Origin of the sequence: Corynebacterium sp. 21KM1197 (genome assembly GCF_033783015.1) — a bacterium.
Taxonomy (GTDB): domain Bacteria; phylum Actinomycetota; class Actinomycetes; order Mycobacteriales; family Mycobacteriaceae; genus Corynebacterium.
This window is the reverse complement of sequence record NZ_CP123907.1, coordinates 481,385-496,673: the sequence shown is the minus strand read 5'-3', so window position 1 is coordinate 496,673 and position 15,289 is coordinate 481,385. Positions and strand designations below refer to the sequence as shown.

Genomic DNA, 15,289 nt, shown 5'->3' with positions numbered 1-15,289 from the left:
CCCAAAGCTGTTTCCCAAGACCATTTCCCAAGGAAACCACGATAAAACGCTGCTAGCCTTGCCGAGTGAACTTTTTACGCCTCATCGGATCGCGGGCGCGCCCCTACTCCGGTGCCCTCATTGCCATTCTTATCCTGCAAACCATCTCGACCCTGGCCACCCTGTACCTCCCCTCGCTCAATGCCCGCATCATTGATGAGGGCGTCTCGCGCGGGGACGTGGACCTTATCTGGCGGCTCGGCGCGATCATGCTGGGTGTGGCGTTCGTGCAGGTGATCTCGGCGTGCATCGCCGTGTGGTTCGGCGCGCGCACCTCGATGGGCACGGGGCGCGACATTCGCGGGGACGTGTTCCGCCGCGTGGCGCGCTTCTCCGCGGAGGACGTCAGCCGCTTTGGCTCGGCCACTCTGATTACCCGTGGGACAAACGACGTCCAGCAGGTGCAGATGACGTACATGATGATGCTGAACTTCATGGCCCCCGCCCCCATCATGATGGTGGGCGGAATCATCATGGCCGTGCGCGAGGACCCCGGCATGTCCTGGCTGGTGGTGGTCAGCGTGCTGGTGCTCTTTGCCGCCGTGGCCTTCCTCATCGCCCGCCTCATGCCGCTGTTTACCGGCCAGCAGCACAAGATCGACGCCATCAATGGCGTGCTGCGCGAGCAGATCACCGGCATCCGGGTGGTGCGCGCCTTTACCCGCGAGGAGCACGAGGCCGAGCGCTTCGACCGTGCCAACACGGAACTCGCCGCCCTCTCGGTGAAGATCGGTAACCTCTTTGTGCTGCTCTTCCCCGTCATCATGCTGATCCTGAACCTGGCCACCGGCGCGGTGATGTGGTTCGGCGGGCAGCGCGTGGATGCCGGGGCCGTGGAGGTGGGCGCGCTCACCGCCTTCCTGCAATACCTCATGCAGATCCTCACCGCCGTGATGATGGGCGCGTTCATGGCCATGATGCTGCCGCGCGCCCTGGTCTGCGCGGGCCGCATCACCGAGGTCCTAGAACACACCCCCTCCATTAGCGAGCCCGCCCAGCCGCAGCGCCCCGCTTCATTTGAGGCTCTCGACGGCCCCGGCAACCCCGGCACCGTGGAGTTTGATCGGGTGAGCTTCTCCTACCCCGGCGCGGAGGCCCCCGTGCTGCGCGATATTTCCTTCACCGCCCGCCCCGGCCAAGTCACCGCCATCATCGGTGCCACCGGCTCCGGCAAGACCACGCTGCTGGGCCTGATCCCCCGCCTGTACACGGCCACCGAGGGCAGGGTGCTTATCGACGCCACCGACATCACCGCGATGGCCTAGGAGGACATAGTGGAGCGGGTGAGCATGGTGCCGCAGAAGCCCTACCTCTTTTCCGGCACCGTGTGCTCCAATCTGGCGATGGGTAATCCCCGGGCCAACGAGGAGGAGATGTGGGCGGCGCTGCGCACCGCCCAGGCGGACTTTGTGCAGGACCTGGACATGCCCATCGCCCAGGGCGGCACCAACGTCTCTGGCGGGCAGCGCCAGCGCCTCTCCATCGCCCGCATGCTCGTGGCCAAGCCCGCGGTGTATCTGTTTGATGATTCCTTCTCCGCCCTGGATATGACCACGGACGCACGCCTGCGCGCAGCCCTGGCCCCGGAGGTGGCGCAGTCCACGATGATCGTGGTGGCCCAGCGGGTGAGTTCCATCCGGGAGGCCGATCAGATTCTGGTGATGGAGGCCGGGGAGATCGTGGCCCGTGGCACCCATGAGGAATTGCTGGATTCCTCCGAGACGTACCGCGAGATCGTCCGTTCCCAGGCCACGGCCGAAGAAACCCCTGCCCCATCCACCCCGAGCAACACCGAGGAGGTGCGCTAATCATGGCCCAGAAAGATACCACCCCTACCGCCGACCTTTCCGAGCAGGAACTCCTCGATCTCCAGGAAAAGGTGGGCGTGGATGACTGGTCCGGCTCCGCACCGCGCCAGGCCAAGAATTTCCGAGCCGGGGCCGCGCGCCTACTCGGCCTGCTCTCCCCCTACAAGGCTCAACTCGCCCTGGTCTTTGGCCTGGTGGCCCTCTCCGTGGCACTCAACGTGTACGCCCCGCGCGTCACCGGCTACGCCATGGACGTGATCTTCTCCGGGGCCATCGGCTCCCAGTTGCCAGGCGGGGTGCCCAAGGATCAGATCATCACCGGGCTGCGCGCGGAGGGGAATGACACCTTTGCGGACATGCTGACCCGCATGGACGTCACCCCCGGCGCGGGCATCGACTTCTCCCGCCTGGGCTGGCTGATCGCCGCGATCTTGGGCCTGTACTTGGCTGCCTCGGTGTTCATGTGGTTGGAGGGGTTCATCCTCAACCGCCTGGTCATGCGCGCGGTCTATGGCCTGCGCCGGGACGTGGAGGCCAAGATCAATCGTCTGCCGCTGTCCTACTTCGACACCAGCAAGCGCGGCGACGTGCTCTCGCGCACCACCAACGACGTCGATAATATCCAGCAGGCCCTGCAACAGGCCCTGGCACAGGCGCTCAACGCCCTGCTCACCGTCATCGGCATTACCGCGATGATGTTCTGGGTGTCCTGGCAACTCGCCCTGGTGGCCCTGCTCTCCCTGCCGCTGACGGGCATCGTACTCGCGGTGATCGGCTCCCGCTCCCAAAAGCAGTTCACCACCCAGTGGCGCTCCACGGGCCTGCTCAACGGGCACGTGGAGGAGACCTTCTCCGGGCACGAGGTGCTGCGGATCTTCGGCCGCACGGACGCCGCCGTGGCGGAGTTCGAGGAGCGCAATGAGGAGCTCTTCCGTTCCAGTTCCACCGCGCAGTTCCTCTCCGGCATGATGATGCCGATCATGCAGTTCATCTCCTACCTCTCCTACGTGGGAATCGCCGTGCTCGGCGGGTTGCGGGTGGCCTCCGGCTCCATGACGCTGGGCGATGCCACCGCCTTTATCCAGTACTCGCGCCAGTTCAACCAGCCGCTCGGGGAACTCGGCAGCATGATGCAGATGTTGCAGTCCGGCGTGGCCTCCGCGGAGCGCGTGTTTGAGCTTCTCGACGCCCCCGAACAGGACCCCGATCGCCCCACCGCCCAGGTGGCGGGCCGGGCGCGCGGACTGGTGGAGTTTGAGGACGTAGCCTTTGGCTATACCCCGGAAAAGCCGCTGATCACGGGGTTGAACCTGCGCGTGACCCCGGGGCAGACCGCCGCCATCGTGGGGCCCACCGGGGCGGGCAAGACCACCCTGGTGAACCTCATCATGCGCTTTTATGAGATTGATTCCGGGCGGATCACCCTGGACGGCACGGATATTCGGGAACTCTCCCGCCAGGATCTCCGCTCCCAGGTGGGCATGGTGTTGCAGGACGCAGTGCTCTTTGAGGGCACCATCGCGGACAATATCCGCTACGGCCGCCTGGACGCCACGGACGAGGAGGTCATCGCCGCCGCTAAGGCCACCTACGTGGATCGCTTTGTGCGTACCCTCCCCGAGGGCTACCGCACCCGCATCGACGGCGAGGGCGGGGCGCTTTCTGCCGGAGAGCGCCAGCTCATCACCATCGCGCGGGCCTTCCTCTCCCAGCCCGCGCTGCTCATCCTCGATGAGGCCACCTCCTCCGTGGACACCCGCACCGAGGTGCTGGTGCAGGAGGCCATGAACGCCCTGCGCGCGGAGCGCACTTCCTTTGTGATCGCGCACCGCCTCTCCACGATCCGGGACGCGGACGTGATCCTGGTGATGGAGGACGGGGACATCGTGGAGCAGGGTTCCCACGAGGAACTCGTGGCCCGGGGCGGGGCCTACGCGCGGCTCAACGCGGCGCAGTTTGGCGAGGAATCCTAAGGGATCGTTCCCACCCAGGTGGCCCAGGCGCTTACCACCGCACTAGCCCGGTGATCGCCTGGGCCACCTTTTTGGGCCGGGGCAGCCGAGCAAATACCACGGGACGGTCATAGCCGATCAGCCCCAGGGCCACCCGCCCACGGCCATACTTCCGGGCACCGCGCACCTGCCGCAGCGAGATCTCATCGGTGCGCGCCCCCAGGCCCGGCCCGCGCACCACGATACGCTGGGTGGTCACCATGAAGCGCTGGCGGCGCGCCCGCAGGATCGGCAGCAGCAGCCGCCACACCACGCCCAGCGCCCACACTCCCACCAGGGCATTGCGGAGGTTCATGCTCACGGATACCTCGGGGCGATCCACGTAGCCGATGACGATCCAGGCCACGCCGGTGAGCAGGATCGCTTCCAGCGCGGGGAAGATCAGTGTGCTCAGCGGTGCGGAGACGTCCACCACCACTCGTTCCCTGGAGCCGGGGCGAAAGGTTCCCATGATCGCGGGGGCTTAGGCGGCGCGCCGCAGGTGGGTGACGTCTCCGGCGGAAAACTCCTGACGCCCGCGCTCGGTGTCCACGATCAGAGAGCCCGTGGGGGTCACGTCCACCGCCGTGCCCTCGATAATTTCCTCCCAGCGCTCCACCCGCACCTCGGCCCCCAGGGTGGTGCATTTGGCGCGGTAGTCGCCCAGCAGCGCGGGGTCGGCGCAGGCCCATTGCTGCACGCGGCGCTCCAGGGCGTCGAGAAGCCCGGCCGCAATATCCGCCGGATCGTGGGCAATTCCCTCCAACGCCAGGGAAGTGGCGTGTGCCACGGGAAGTTCCTCGCGTTCCAGGCTGAGGTTCACCCCGCAGCCCACCACCACGCGCGGATCGGCGTCGAGGTCGGCCGCCTCCACGAGGATTCCGCAGACCTTATGCCCCCCGATGAGGACGTCATTGGGCCACTTCAACTCCGCCCGGGGCACGGTATCCACCACCGCCAGCCCCACGGCCAGGGGCAGCAGCCCCAGCCGCTCCACGAGCCTTTTCCCCGGCCTATACAGCACAGATAGGGCCAGTTGCTTGTCCGGTGCGCCCTCCCAGTGCCGGTGCAGGCGACCCCGCCCGGCGGTCTGATGACGCGCGATGAGCACGGCGCGATCGGGGGTATCGCCCTGCGCGAGGAGGTCCGCGTTGGTGGAACCCGTCTGCGCCACCACCCGTATCTGGGGGTAGATTCCTGCCCGCTCGCCCAGGCGTTCCCGGAGCACTGTTTCATCCATGCCCACCACCATACCCACCGGGGGTGCGCCGCCCACCCCACTTTCGGCCCCTCGCTGCGCGGCAGCGGAGCCGCGCGCGACTGTCCGCCACGGGCACCCCCTAGAATGAACAACCATGACTGATCTTTCCACCACTGCCGGAAAGTTGGCAGACCTCACCGCCCGCCTCACCGAGGCGCAGGCCCCGGTGGGCGATCGCGCCATTGCGGAGGCCCACGAGGCCGGGCGGCTCACCGCCCGCGAGCGCATCGGCGCGCTTCTCGACGCCTCTTCCTTCGTCGAGGTCGATGCCCTGGCCCGCCACCGCGTCTCCGAGTACGGGCTGGATTCCACCCGCCCCACCACCGACGGCGTGGTGGCGGGCTACGGCACCGTGGCCGGGCGCAAGGTCTGCGTGTACGCGCAGGACGCCAGCATTTTCGACGGCCGCCTGGGCGAGGTCTACGGCGAAAAGATCCTCAAAATCTACCGCCTGGCCATCAAGACCGGCGTGCCGGTGATCGCCTTCATCGAAGGCGCCGGGGCGCGCGCCGCCGAGGGCACCGCCGCGCTGTCCTTTTACGCCCGCATTCTCGCGGAGGCCACGCAGGCCTCCGGCGTGATCCCGCACCTCGCGGTGCTCACCGGGGAGGTCACCGGCCCGCACGCCCTGCTCGCGGGTGCAGCCGACCTCACCCTCATGGTGGCGGGCCAGGCCCACCTGCGGCTCACCGCTACCGCCAATACTGCCTCCGCCGACGCAGCCTCCGCAGATTCCGGGGAGGAGCCCCTGGGTGCGGAGGCCCACGCCGAGCACTCCTGCACCGCACACCTGGTGGCCGAGTCCGATGCCCAGGCCATCGAGGCTCTGCGCGAATTGCTGGGTTACCTGCCCTCCAATAACCGCGCCGAGGCTCCCCGCCCGGTGGAGGCCCGAATCACCGGCTCCATCGCGGAGAATATCTCCGCCACGGATACCCAGCTCAACGCCCTGATACCGGACGATCCCCAGGCCCCCTACGACATGCGCGAGGTCATCACCCGCGTGGTGGACGGCCAGCAGTTCCTGGAAACCCAATCCCGGTACGCCACCAATATCCTCACCGGCTTTGCCCGCATCGAGGGCCGCGCGGTGGGAATCGTGGCCAATCAGCCTACCCAGGATTCCGGGCGGGTGGATTCCCGCGCCGCCACCAAGGCCGCGCGCTTCATCCGCACCTGCGATGCCTTTAATATCCCCGTGATCTCCTTCGTGGACGTGCCGGGCTTTGTTCCCGGCACGTCCGAGGAACTCGGCGGCGCGGTGCGCAGCGTGTCCAAGCTCGCCTATGCCTACGCGGAGGCCTCCGTGGGCACCCTCACCGTGATCACTCGCCACGCCATCGGCGCGGCCAGCGTGGTCATGGGCGCCAAGGATCTCGGCGCGGACCTGGTGTTCGCCTGGCCCACCGCGCAAATCGCCGCCATGCACGCCGAGACGGCCGTGCCGGAGATTCACGCCGCGGAACTGGCCAAGGCCCAGCGCAAGGGGAAGGACGTGGAGGCCCTGCGGGAGAAGTTCGCCGCCGAGTACAACGAGCGCCATCTTTCCCCCTATCAGGCCGCCGAGCGCGGCATGGTGGACGCGGTGATTCCCCCGGAGCACACCCGTGGTCAGTTGGTGGAGGGCCTGCGCTTGCTGGATCGCAAGGTCACCTACCCGCCCGCCAAGAAGCACGGCAATATCGCGCTCTAAGGAGGATTCATGGCTGACGCTTTCACCCCCCGCCTGCGGGTTCTCTCCGGGGCACCGGACGAGGTAGAAATTGAGGCCCTGCGCCAGGCGCTGGGCGAACTCGCCCGCAAGGAACACCTCAAGAGCACTATCGACGCCGACCGTTGGGGCCGCCCGGACGATTACTTCTCCCCGCGCCCCTTCAATCCCCGCGCCTTTAGCGCGGTGCCTTACCACTAATCCATGCCGCTTGCCCCGCTAGGAGCCCCGCCCATGCGCCTGATCTTGGCCTCGCAATCCCCCTCCCGCCGCGCCATCTTGCGCTCGGCGGGCGTGGAACCCGTGCTGCACCCCGCGCACGTGGACGAGGAGGCCGTGCGCGCCTCCCTCCCCGAGGATTCCACCCCGGCGGAGGTGGTCTGCGCGCTGGCTAAGGCCAAGGCCCAGGCCGTGGCCGAGCACTATCCCGGCGAGGTAGTGGTGGGCTGCGATTCCATGCTGCTGCTCGATGGGCAGCTACAAGGAAAGCCCCACACGGAGGCGGAAACGATACGCCGCTGGCGCGCCCAGGCGGGCCGCACGGCGGAACTGCTCACCGGCCACTGCGTGATCGGCCCGCAGGGGAAATCCGTGGTGGAGGCCACCCGCACCACCATCTCTTTCGCCCGGGCCTCGGAGGCGGACATCGCCGCCTACGCCGCCACCGGGGAGCCCTGGGAATGCGCCGGGGCCTTCACCCTGGAGGCCCTGGGCGGGTGGTTTATTGACCGCATCGAGGGCGATCCTTCCTCCGTCATCGGGCTCTCGCTTCCATTCGTGCGCCGCGCCCTTTATTCTTTCGGCTTGACCGTCTCCAACTTCTGGGAATCTTAAAACCACCTATGTCCCCCACACACGCGCTTACCCGCCCCCGTTTTACGTATCGCACCCGGCTCAGCCGCCCCAAGTCACACCGCCTCGACGGTATTGACCTCGCCCGCGCGCTGGCCATCATCGGCATGTTCTATATGCACACCTGGGGGCACCTGTGGGGTGATAATCTCCTGCGCAACGCCTTTGACGGCCGCTCCTCCATTCTTTTCGCCGTGCTCGCGGGCGTCTCGGTGGTACTGCTCACCAAGTCCCGCGATACGCTCACCTCGGTGCTGCAATTGGTGGGACGCGGCATCATTCTGGTGCTGATCGGCCTGGCCATTTCCCTGGATTCGGTGGGGCCCATCGTCATTTTGGTGACGTACGGCTTCCTCTATATTCTCGTCGCCCCCCTGGTGTTCCGGCTGAATCTCTTCAGCATCACCATCGCGGCGGCGGCCTCGGCGCTGTTCTTGCCGCTGTTCTCCTTCGAGATACGCCGGATGCTGCCCGATCCCCCAGGCTTTGGTGCTATTCCCACGCTCGGTCACATTGAGAACGGGCAGTGGTCGGAGTTCTGGCAGTATCTCTTTATCACCGGGCTTTTCCCGCTGATGTCCTGGATTCCCGTGTTCCTTGCCGGGGTGGCGGCGGGCAAGTTCCTCTTTGCCACGGATCAGGCTGCCCGGTGGCTGGTGGTCATCGGTGCCCCGCTGTTCCTCCTCGGCTACGGCGGTTCCTGGCTCTACCTCCACCTCAGCGATTTCCACGAGCGCTACAGCGCCTTCCATCCCGATGGTGCGGAGGCCACGGATTATCTGCTCAATAACGCCCCCGGCGTCACGCCCACGGACTGGTACACCTGGCTATTCCTGTACGTGCCGCATTCCGGTTCCATCGCGGAGATCCTCTCCTCCACCGGCCTGGCGCTCTTTATCATCGGCCTGTGCCTGATCGCCTGCCGCAACGTGCTCTTTAACGATCTGGTCTATCCGCTGCGCGATCTGGGCAAGATGCCGCTGACGGCCTACGTGGGCCACATCCTCGCCATCGGGTACCTCAACGCCAACGGTCACAACATGGCGGAACCCCAATACGCCCTGGCCAACCTGCTCGGCCCCATCGTCTTTGCCATGATCTGGTTCCGGCTCTTCCGCCGTGGCCCCATCGAGCAACTCATGTACTGGGCGTTGAAGCCCCTCTCTCGCGTATCCTCGCTTCCCGCGCCCCGGACTCGGCACCGACGTTAGAGTGGTACGCATGAACATGAATGACATGCTCGCTCCCCCGCCGGTGAAGCTCCCGGAGGACCCCGCCCAGGGGGCCGATCCCCACGCCACCGCCACCGCCCTCCACCACCCGGATAGTCCCCTGGTGTGGGCCGTGCGCGCGGAGGAGGCCCTTGCCCAGGCCGCGAGCGATCCCGACCGCCTGGTGGCCTACGCCTTTGCCCGCACCGGGTATCACCGCAGCCTCGACCGCCTGCGCGCCCACGGTTGGAAGGGTTGGGGCCCGGTGCCCTTTTCCCACGAGCCCAACCAGGGGGTGCTGCGCGCCATCGCCGCGCTGGCCCTGGCGGCCCGGGCCATCGGGGAGGATAACGAGTACGACCGCTGCCGTCAGATGCTTTCCGACGCCGACCCGGCCTCCGTCGCCGCCCTGCTCGGCTAGTCCCTTGCTTGACTAGTCCCCGGCGCGGCGGAACGTCAGGTTATAGCGAAACGCTCGGAACGTGGGATCCGCCGGGCCCTTGATGCTCTCGATTCCGTGGTAGCGGAGCCGATCCGACCCACCCCACACCACCACGTCCCCGCTGTGTAGGTCATGGCGCTGTGGTTTATCCGCACGGTCGAATCCCCCAAAGGCAAAGCGCGCGCTCAGCCCCAGGGAGAGGGAAACAATGGGCCAGTCAAAGGTGGCCTCATCGCGGTCCTGGTGCAGGGACATGGAGGCCTGCCTGGAATACCTATTGATGAGGCAGGAGTCCGGGATAAAGGGGCCAAGTCCGGCGCGGCGGGAGAAGTGATCCGCCATCTCTTTCCACAGATCCGGTATGGGCGGCCAGGGCCTGCCCGTGTGGGGATCACGCGAGGCGTAGTGGTACCCCTGCGGCCCGGTGCACCAGCCATAATCCCCGCAGCTGGTCATGGCCACGGACATTTTCTTTCCGCCCAGGGTGATCTGGTGTCGGAAGGGTACCTGCCGCACCACCCCCGCGATGAGGGCACCCATCTGGGCGTCGGTGGCCCAGATGGCTCCGCCGAGGATCACCGAGCAATCCCCAATGGGTATGTCAATCATCGCGGTGGATTTTAGGCCTTAGACTCTACAGCCTCTACCCGGGAGATAGCCTCGCGGGCCACCTTCTCCTGGATACCCATGTCCAGCTCCGAGGTAAAGCCCACGCAGGAGCAGTTGATCTCGCCCAGCACGTAGGTGTCGCTGCCGTCCTCGGCGGTATCGAGCATGAAGTCCGCCGTCCAGATCAGCGGGATATTATCGCCGCCGAGCTTTTCCGCGATCACGGGGCGCACCTCGGCAAAGAGGTCCACCAGTTCCTGCCACGCCTCCGGGGAATCGTAGGTGTACTTGGCGCCGGAGAAGAGCGTGGCGGAGAAGTTCTCGCCGCCCTCGGCGGGCTTCTTGTGCACCACGAACACGGGGTCCGGGCCCACCAGCAGAATACGGATCTCCCCCTCCACGATGCGCGGCATAAAGCGCATGTCCACCAACATGCCGTTATCGCCCACGATGTACTGGTCGCAGAAGTCCATGAACTCGCCCAGTTCGCGCTCCTCGGTGTGGTTATCCACGGCCTCGGTGCACTTGAGCTTGGTGTCCAGCGGCAGGGCGGTGCCGGGGGTGACGGAGTTGGCCACGGCGTCGTCCGCGATGCGCACGCGCCAGATGCCGGAACCGGTGGAGCCACGGTTTTGCTTGAGCACGCGCTCGCCGTAGGAAAGGGAGGTGGGGAAGGTCTGGTGGAAGGATTCCACGTCGTAGTAGGCGGCGGTATCGGAGGGCACCAGGTCCGTATCGTTGAGCTTGACCAGGGCGTCCTTGGCGCCGTAGGCCATCATCTCCTCCGGGGTGGACATGCCCACCAGGCCTGCACCGGAGAGCTTGGTCAGGAGGTCAAAGTATCCCTTTTCCCCGCCGGGGATATTGCCGGGGTTCACGCGGGAGATATAGGCATCAAAGTTCTGGGACACATACTCAAACAGATCCTCCGCCCACTCCGGGCGGAAGTACACCACCTCGGAGCGCCACCCAGCGTTCTGGATTGCCTTGACGATGGGCATGGTGTCCTTGCGGTGTCCATCGAAGTATTTGTCGGAGCCGCCTTCGACCTCAAAAACCACAATTGCCTTATGCACGGAGGAAAACCCTTTCTGAGCCGCTACGGGGAACCATCACCGGCAGCACCAGCCGATCAGATACCCGGCCAACCGCAGGTGACGCGGGACTGTATTGTTCCAGCCCCACCAGCCAGTCTAGGCCCGTGGCGTGATCGCCTCACCCACAGCGAGGCCAATGTATCCAATGCCACAATCTCCCCCCGGTGGTGATGATTCGGCACAGACACTATGATTGTGTATTCCGCTAGTACCCCCACAAATCTATTGCCCACATGGCACCAGAAAGCAGAGGAATCACCATGCCCGTCCCCGCAGATCCCCACCCAGCGTTCCAGGATTATGCCCACCCCGAGCGCGTGGTATCCGCCTCCTGGCTCTCCGCCCGCATCGGCGTTCCCGGACTGCGGATCGTGGAGTCGGACGAGGACTCCCTCCTCTACGACATCGGCCATATCCCCACCGCCGTGCGCATCGACTGGCAGCGCGATCTCAACGATCCCATCACCCGAGACTTCATCGACGGCGCGGGCTTTGCCGCCCTCATGCGCAGCAAGGGCATCTCCCGCGACGATACCGTGGTGATCTACGGCGATAAGTCCAACGGCTGGGCCGCCTATACGCTGTGGGTATTCCAGCTCTTTGGCCATAAGGACGTCCGCCTCCTCGACGGCGGGCGCGACGCTTGGATGGCCGAGGAGCGCGATACCTCTTTCACCGTGCCTTCCTACCCGCCCTCGGACTACCCCGTGGTGGAGCGTAACGACGCCTCCGGGCGCGCCTTCGTCGAGGAAGTGCTGGGGTCCGCATGCAGCACCAAGACCACGCTCATCGACGTCCGTGGCATCGATCACTACACCGGCGAGATCCGCCAGCTCCCCACCCACAACCCTGCGGAGAAATCCGCGCTGCGCGCAGGCCACATTCCCACGGCCATCAACATCGCCTGGGAAAACGCCATCTACCCCAATAACAACTTCCGGGGTCGCGCGGAGCTGGAGCGCCAGTACCATTCCCTCGATCCGGCCCAGCCCACGATCATTTACAGCCACCTGGGCGACCGCTCCGCGCACACCTGGTTCGTGCTCAAGTACCTGCTGGGCTTCCAGAACGTGCGCAACTATGACGGCTCCTGGGCCGAGTGGGGCAACATGATCCGCATGCCCATCACCATCGGCGGCGAATCCTAGCCCCTTGGGACAACGGGGTCTTTCGTACCTTATTTTTCTTTTACTTCCCATTTCGCCCCGCCGGGTGTGTAGCATGTTCCCCTGTGCGCGCTCACGCCGCACATCATTTCGCCTGCCTAAAACAGGTGCTGAAACATTGCGCGGCGTGGCGCCGATGTATCCGACAATACGCAGAACCCGCTAATCAGGAGGCTTAGACCCAAGTGGCAGGAGAAATATCCAAGGTGCTCGTGGCCAACCGCGGCGAGATCGCGGTGCGCATCATCCGCGGGGCCCGCGAAGCCGGCTACTCCACCGTGGCGGTCTACGCCGAACCGGACGCGGATGCCCCCTTCGTGGAACTAGCCGATGAGGCCTTCGCCCTGGGCGGGCAAACCTCCGCGGAGAGCTACCTCAATATCCCCAAGCTTATCGACGCCGCCCACAAGGCCGGGGCCGATACCGTACACCCCGGTTACGGCTTCCTCTCCGAAAACGCGGACTTCGCCCAGGCCGTCATCGACGCCGGGCTGACCTGGGTGGGCCCATCCCCCGAGGCCATCGCGGCGCTGGGCGATAAGGTCACCGCCCGCCACATCGCCGTGCGCGCCGGCGCCCCGATGGCCCCCGGCACCAAGGATCCGGTATCCAGCCCCGAGGAGGTGCTGGCCTTTGCCGAGGAGCATGGCCTGCCCATCGCTATCAAGGCGGCCTTTGGCGGCGGCGGGCGCGGCATGAAGGTGGCCTACACCAAGGAGGAGGTGGCGGATCTTTATGAGTCCGCCACCCGCGAGGCCGTTTCCGCCTTCGGCCGGGGCGAATGCTTCGTGGAGCGCTACCTGGATAAGGCCCGCCACGTGGAGGCCCAGGTGCTCGCGGATAAGCACGGCAACGTGGTGGTGGTGGGCACCCGCGACTGCACCCTGCAACGCCGCTTCCAAAAGCTCGTGGAGGAGGCCCCGGCCCCCTACCTCAGCGATGAGCAGCGCTACGCCATTCACTCCTCCGCCAAGGCCATCTGCAAGGAGGCCGGGTACTACGGCGCGGGTACCGTGGAATACCTGGTGGGCGCGGATGGCCTGATCTCCTTCCTCGAGGTCAATACCCGGCTCCAGGTGGAGCACCCCGTCACGGAGGTCACCACCGGAATCGACCTCGTGCAGGAACAGTTCCGCATCGCCGCGGGCGAGCCCCTGAGCCTCACCGAGGACCCCGCCCCCCAGGGCCACGCCTTTGAGTTCCGCATCAACGGCGAGGACGCCGGGGCCAACTTCATGCCCGCCCCCGGCACCATCACCCGATACCGCGAGGCCGGTGGCCCCGGCGTGCGCGTGGACTCCGGTATCCGCGAGGGCAGCGTGATCGGCGGGCAATTTGATTCCATGCTCGCCAAGCTCATCGTCCACGGCCAGGACCGCGAGCAGGCCCTGGCCCGCTCCCGACGCGCCCTGGCGGAGTTCGCCGTGGAGGGAATGCCCACCGTGCTCCCCTTCCACCGCGCCATCGTGGAGGACCCGGCATTCATCGGCACCGGAACCGGCTTTGAGGTGTACACCAAATGGATCGAGGAGGCCTGGGATAACCCCGTGGAACCCTTCGACGACTCCGAGGCCGCCGACCCCGCCGAGCCCACCCCCCGCAACCGCATGACCGTAGAGATCGACGGCCGCCGCGTGGAGGTCGCGCTTCCCGCAAATTTTAGCTTGGGCGGCGCTAAGAAGCGCACGAAGCGTCGCCGTAGCAGGGGCGCCGCGGCGGCGGTATCTGGCGACGCCGTGACCGCCCCCATGCAGGGAACCGTCATCAAGGTCGAGGTCGAGGACGGCCAGGAAGTCTCCGAGGGAGAGATCGTGGTGATCCTGGAGGCCATGAAGATGGAGAACCCGGTGAAAGCGCACAAATCCGGCGTGGTCACGGGCCTTTCCGTGTCCGCCGGGGCGGGCGTGACCAAGGGTGAGCAGATGCTGGAGATTAAGTAGCGGTTGCCTTTTCACCGCTGATCAGGGTTTGAGGAGCATAAAGGGGATCCTCCTCATTCCCCGGCGGCTGCGCCACGCATTCCCAACAACCATCAACATGCTCTTTGAGACTCTCCGCAATAGGCGACCACATTGGATCAAGAATAAAATCAATGCCGCAACGGCGCGCATGCTTGGCCGCTGGAACAAAATCACTGTCCCCGGAGATCATGATGATCTGATTGACCACCCTGCTCTCCGATAACGCCGCAATATCCAGACCAATTTTCATGTCCACCCCCTTCTGCACGATGTCCAGGCGAAAATCTCCCTCCGATAACTCCGCCACGCCTATCTCCCCACGGCACAATCGTTTCAACCCCCTCCCCTGCAATACATAACCACCCTGGGTAGCCAGTTCCTCTCCCCTGCGGAGAGCCACTTTCCGTTTACTAATCAATTCCTTTAAAAAGCGCTTCATCCACTCATACTGATCGCTCTTTCCCAGGTCAATGTGCCGCTGGGTCAGCGGGTGATACACCACCCGCTCCGAGGGCGCGCAGTCATAATAAAAAATACGATAGAGGCTTGAGCCTGCCCGCTCGATATGCCTGCGACTGTACTGTATAAGTTCATCGGCGCGCCTCTCTGGAGATTTCTCACCAAATAGAACCCGCGCCCGTTTACGATAGAAGCCACCATCGATAAGAATTGCCGTCACCACAGACCGCATAATTTCCCCACCCCGTAAACACTAATGATATAAGTCCTTGTCATCGGCACTCTCCCTATCCCGGAGGGTCAACGGCAAAGACTTATTGAAAGTATATTACACCTCAGACCAAACAATCGTCAAGGCCTAATGCGGCAGCCTCACCTCGCCCGCTTCTTCTCCAGCCGCCCGGCCCGTAACCGCCCAATATCGCTGTTGAGCGGGTCCACGGTGTCCACCACCCGGTCAAGCAGCCCCAGCGCCCGCAGCACCTGGGCCACGCTGGTGAAATGCACGTTCGGGTTGCCCGTCTCGATCTTGCGGAGGGTATCCCGGGTAATCCCGGCCCGCTCGGATACCTGCTGTGCGGTCAGCCCCAGCACCATGCGCCATCCCCGCACGTGCTCCCCCAGTTCCGTGAGTTGGCGATTAATCCGGTATCCCACCATGATCCCCCACAATACCTATGAC

14 protein-coding genes and 1 pseudogene are annotated in these 15,289 nt (G+C 65.3%); 9 read left to right on the top strand and 6 right to left on the bottom strand.

Translation table 11 applies throughout. From position 1 onward, the window contains the following. Positions 1-65 precede the first annotated feature (65 nt). Both OLW90_RS02490 and OLW90_RS02485 read left to right on the top strand, forming a co-directional pair. Positions 66-1,847: pseudogene (locus OLW90_RS02490) on the top strand (ABC transporter ATP-binding protein). A 2-nt stretch (positions 1,848-1,849) separates the two neighbouring features. Then, positions 1,850-3,820 carry an ABC transporter ATP-binding protein gene (locus tag OLW90_RS02485; RefSeq protein WP_319651125.1) on the top strand — a complete coding sequence of 657 codons (1,971 nt, stop codon included), beginning with the start codon at positions 1,850-1,852 and terminating at the stop codon, positions 3,818-3,820. Positions 3,821-3,851: 31 nt separating this feature from the next. Here OLW90_RS02485 and OLW90_RS02480 read toward each other — a convergent pair whose 3' ends face one another. Continuing rightward, the gene (locus OLW90_RS02480; protein WP_319651120.1) at positions 3,852-4,310 is read right to left on the bottom strand and encodes a hypothetical protein; all 459 of its coding nucleotides are present in this window, start codon (positions 4,308-4,310) and stop codon (positions 3,852-3,854) included. Positions 4,311-4,322: 12 nt separating this feature from the next. Further along, entirely contained in the window at positions 4,323-5,078 is a 756-nt protein-coding gene (locus tag OLW90_RS02475; RefSeq protein ID WP_319651117.1) for a biotin--[acetyl-CoA-carboxylase] ligase, read from the bottom strand. A gap of 115 nt (positions 5,079-5,193) precedes the next feature. Between OLW90_RS02475 and OLW90_RS02470 the strand changes: the two genes are divergently transcribed. Genes OLW90_RS02470 through OLW90_RS02450 form a run of 5 tightly spaced genes read left to right on the top strand, consistent with a single transcriptional unit; the run spans position 5,194 to position 9,294 of the window. Then, positions 5,194-6,792 carry an acyl-CoA carboxylase subunit beta gene (locus OLW90_RS02470; RefSeq protein WP_319651115.1) on the top strand — a complete coding sequence of 533 codons (1,599 nt, stop codon included), beginning with the start codon at positions 5,194-5,196 and terminating at the stop codon, positions 6,790-6,792. 9 nt (positions 6,793-6,801) lie between these two features. Then, complete coding sequence (locus OLW90_RS02465) at positions 6,802-7,011, top strand: acyl-CoA carboxylase epsilon subunit (RefSeq protein WP_319651113.1); 210 nt, start codon at positions 6,802-6,804, stop codon at positions 7,009-7,011. Positions 7,012-7,044: 33 nt separating this feature from the next. Continuing rightward, complete coding sequence (locus tag OLW90_RS02460; protein WP_319651111.1) at positions 7,045-7,644, top strand: nucleoside triphosphate pyrophosphatase; 600 nt, start codon at positions 7,045-7,047, stop codon at positions 7,642-7,644. Positions 7,645-7,652: 8 nt separating this feature from the next. Then, positions 7,653-8,873: a DUF418 domain-containing protein gene (locus OLW90_RS02455; protein WP_319651110.1), complete on the top strand. Its 1,221-nt coding sequence runs from the start codon at positions 7,653-7,655 to the stop codon at positions 8,871-8,873. Between the two features lie 10 nt (positions 8,874-8,883). After that, on the top strand, positions 8,884-9,294 hold the full coding sequence (locus OLW90_RS02450; protein WP_319651109.1) for a DUF3151 domain-containing protein: 411 nt from the start codon (positions 8,884-8,886) through the stop codon (positions 9,292-9,294). A 12-nt stretch (positions 9,295-9,306) separates the two neighbouring features. Here the strand turns inward: OLW90_RS02450 and OLW90_RS02445 are convergent, their stop codons facing one another. Beyond that, positions 9,307-9,924, bottom strand: coding sequence for an alpha-ketoglutarate-dependent dioxygenase AlkB (locus OLW90_RS02445; protein WP_319651107.1), 618 nt, complete (start codon positions 9,922-9,924; stop codon positions 9,307-9,309). A gap of 11 nt (positions 9,925-9,935) precedes the next feature. Next, entirely contained in the window at positions 9,936-11,000 is a 1,065-nt protein-coding gene (locus tag OLW90_RS02440) for a Cj0069 family protein (RefSeq protein WP_319651105.1), read from the bottom strand. 281 nt (positions 11,001-11,281) lie between these two features. On the opposite strand from OLW90_RS02440, the gene OLW90_RS02435 reads away from it, so the two are divergent. Together OLW90_RS02435 and OLW90_RS02430 are read left to right on the top strand one after the other, a co-directional pair. Beyond that, positions 11,282-12,169 carry a sulfurtransferase gene (locus OLW90_RS02435; RefSeq protein WP_319651103.1) on the top strand — a complete coding sequence of 296 codons (888 nt, stop codon included), beginning with the start codon at positions 11,282-11,284 and terminating at the stop codon, positions 12,167-12,169. A 203-nt stretch (positions 12,170-12,372) separates the two neighbouring features. Continuing rightward, the gene (locus OLW90_RS02430) at positions 12,373-14,127 is read left to right on the top strand and encodes an acetyl/propionyl/methylcrotonyl-CoA carboxylase subunit alpha (protein WP_319651102.1); all 1,755 of its coding nucleotides are present in this window, start codon (positions 12,373-12,375) and stop codon (positions 14,125-14,127) included. Here the strand turns inward: OLW90_RS02430 and OLW90_RS02425 are convergent. Then, positions 14,120-14,839, bottom strand: coding sequence for an NYN domain-containing protein (locus tag OLW90_RS02425; protein ID WP_319651100.1), 720 nt, complete (start codon positions 14,837-14,839; stop codon positions 14,120-14,122). The two genes, OLW90_RS02430 and OLW90_RS02425, sit on opposite strands and share 8 nt — an antisense overlap. Positions 14,840-14,979: 140 nt before the next feature. After that, entirely contained in the window at positions 14,980-15,267 is a 288-nt protein-coding gene (locus OLW90_RS02420) for a helix-turn-helix domain-containing protein (protein WP_055122159.1), read from the bottom strand. Positions 15,268-15,289 lie beyond the last annotated feature (22 nt).